The following is a 610-nucleotide window of genomic DNA, read 5'->3' on the forward strand; positions in this document are numbered from 1 at the left end:
ATACACACTCCTTTTGGGCATAGTATGCCTCTTTATGGATGTGTCCGTGAAATCGTGGTAGAACCCGTCATTACTCGCTGCCAACCTCAAGCAAGCGTATTAAGATCGACCACATCTCCAAGCGAGGTAATTGATACCTCATCACGTGCCTCTATCCAACCTTTAACTGCATCCCTATCCTGTTCAGTCACTGACCCGTATCGCAGTGCAGAGCCGAATACCAGCTCAATATCATTCAAGCCGCCGCCTCCAATCAAAAGGTGTCGACTGTCAGCAAACTGCATCAGGTCATTAATAAAAGTATCCAAGGTATCGTCAGAATCAGTATTTAGGTGCAGGTTGATAGAAAAACCAAAGACAGCAAACTCGTCGACATAGAGCTTTTTACGTAGGCGACGACTTCTACCTGGAACGCTAACAGTCATAATACAACTCCAAAGGCTCAATAGAGTTGGCAGTGTAGTGCATCAGGCGCGGTGAAAATATCGGCACACTCACATCGCCGATCAGTAAATAACGAGAGAAGTAGAATTACAAAAGGTATCAAAGGGAGTTAAACGCAAAAAACCCGGCTCTTACGAACCGGGTTTTGCTAAATTCAAGCCTGGCG

1 protein-coding gene is annotated in these 610 nt (G+C 45.6%); it reads right to left on the reverse strand.

Going from position 1 to position 610, the window contains the following annotated elements; translation table 11 throughout:
- Positions 1 to 86 precede the first annotated feature (86 nt).
- Positions 87 to 425 carry a 50S ribosome-binding protein YggL gene (locus CS022_RS24640; RefSeq protein ID WP_129124489.1) on the reverse strand — a complete coding sequence of 113 codons (339 nt, stop codon included), beginning with the start codon at positions 423 to 425 and terminating at the stop codon, positions 87 to 89.
- Between the last annotated feature and the right edge of the window lie 185 nt (positions 426 to 610).

It is taken from the genome of Veronia nyctiphanis (genome assembly GCF_004116385.1).
Lineage (GTDB): Bacteria > Pseudomonadota > Gammaproteobacteria > Enterobacterales > Vibrionaceae > Veronia > Veronia nyctiphanis.

What these genes read in the sequence shown, in the direction of transcription:
- CS022_RS24640 (WP_129124489.1), bottom strand. Translation starts at nt 425, where the DNA reads ATGACTGTTAGCGTTCCAGGTAGAAGTCGTCGCCTACGTAAAAAGCTC.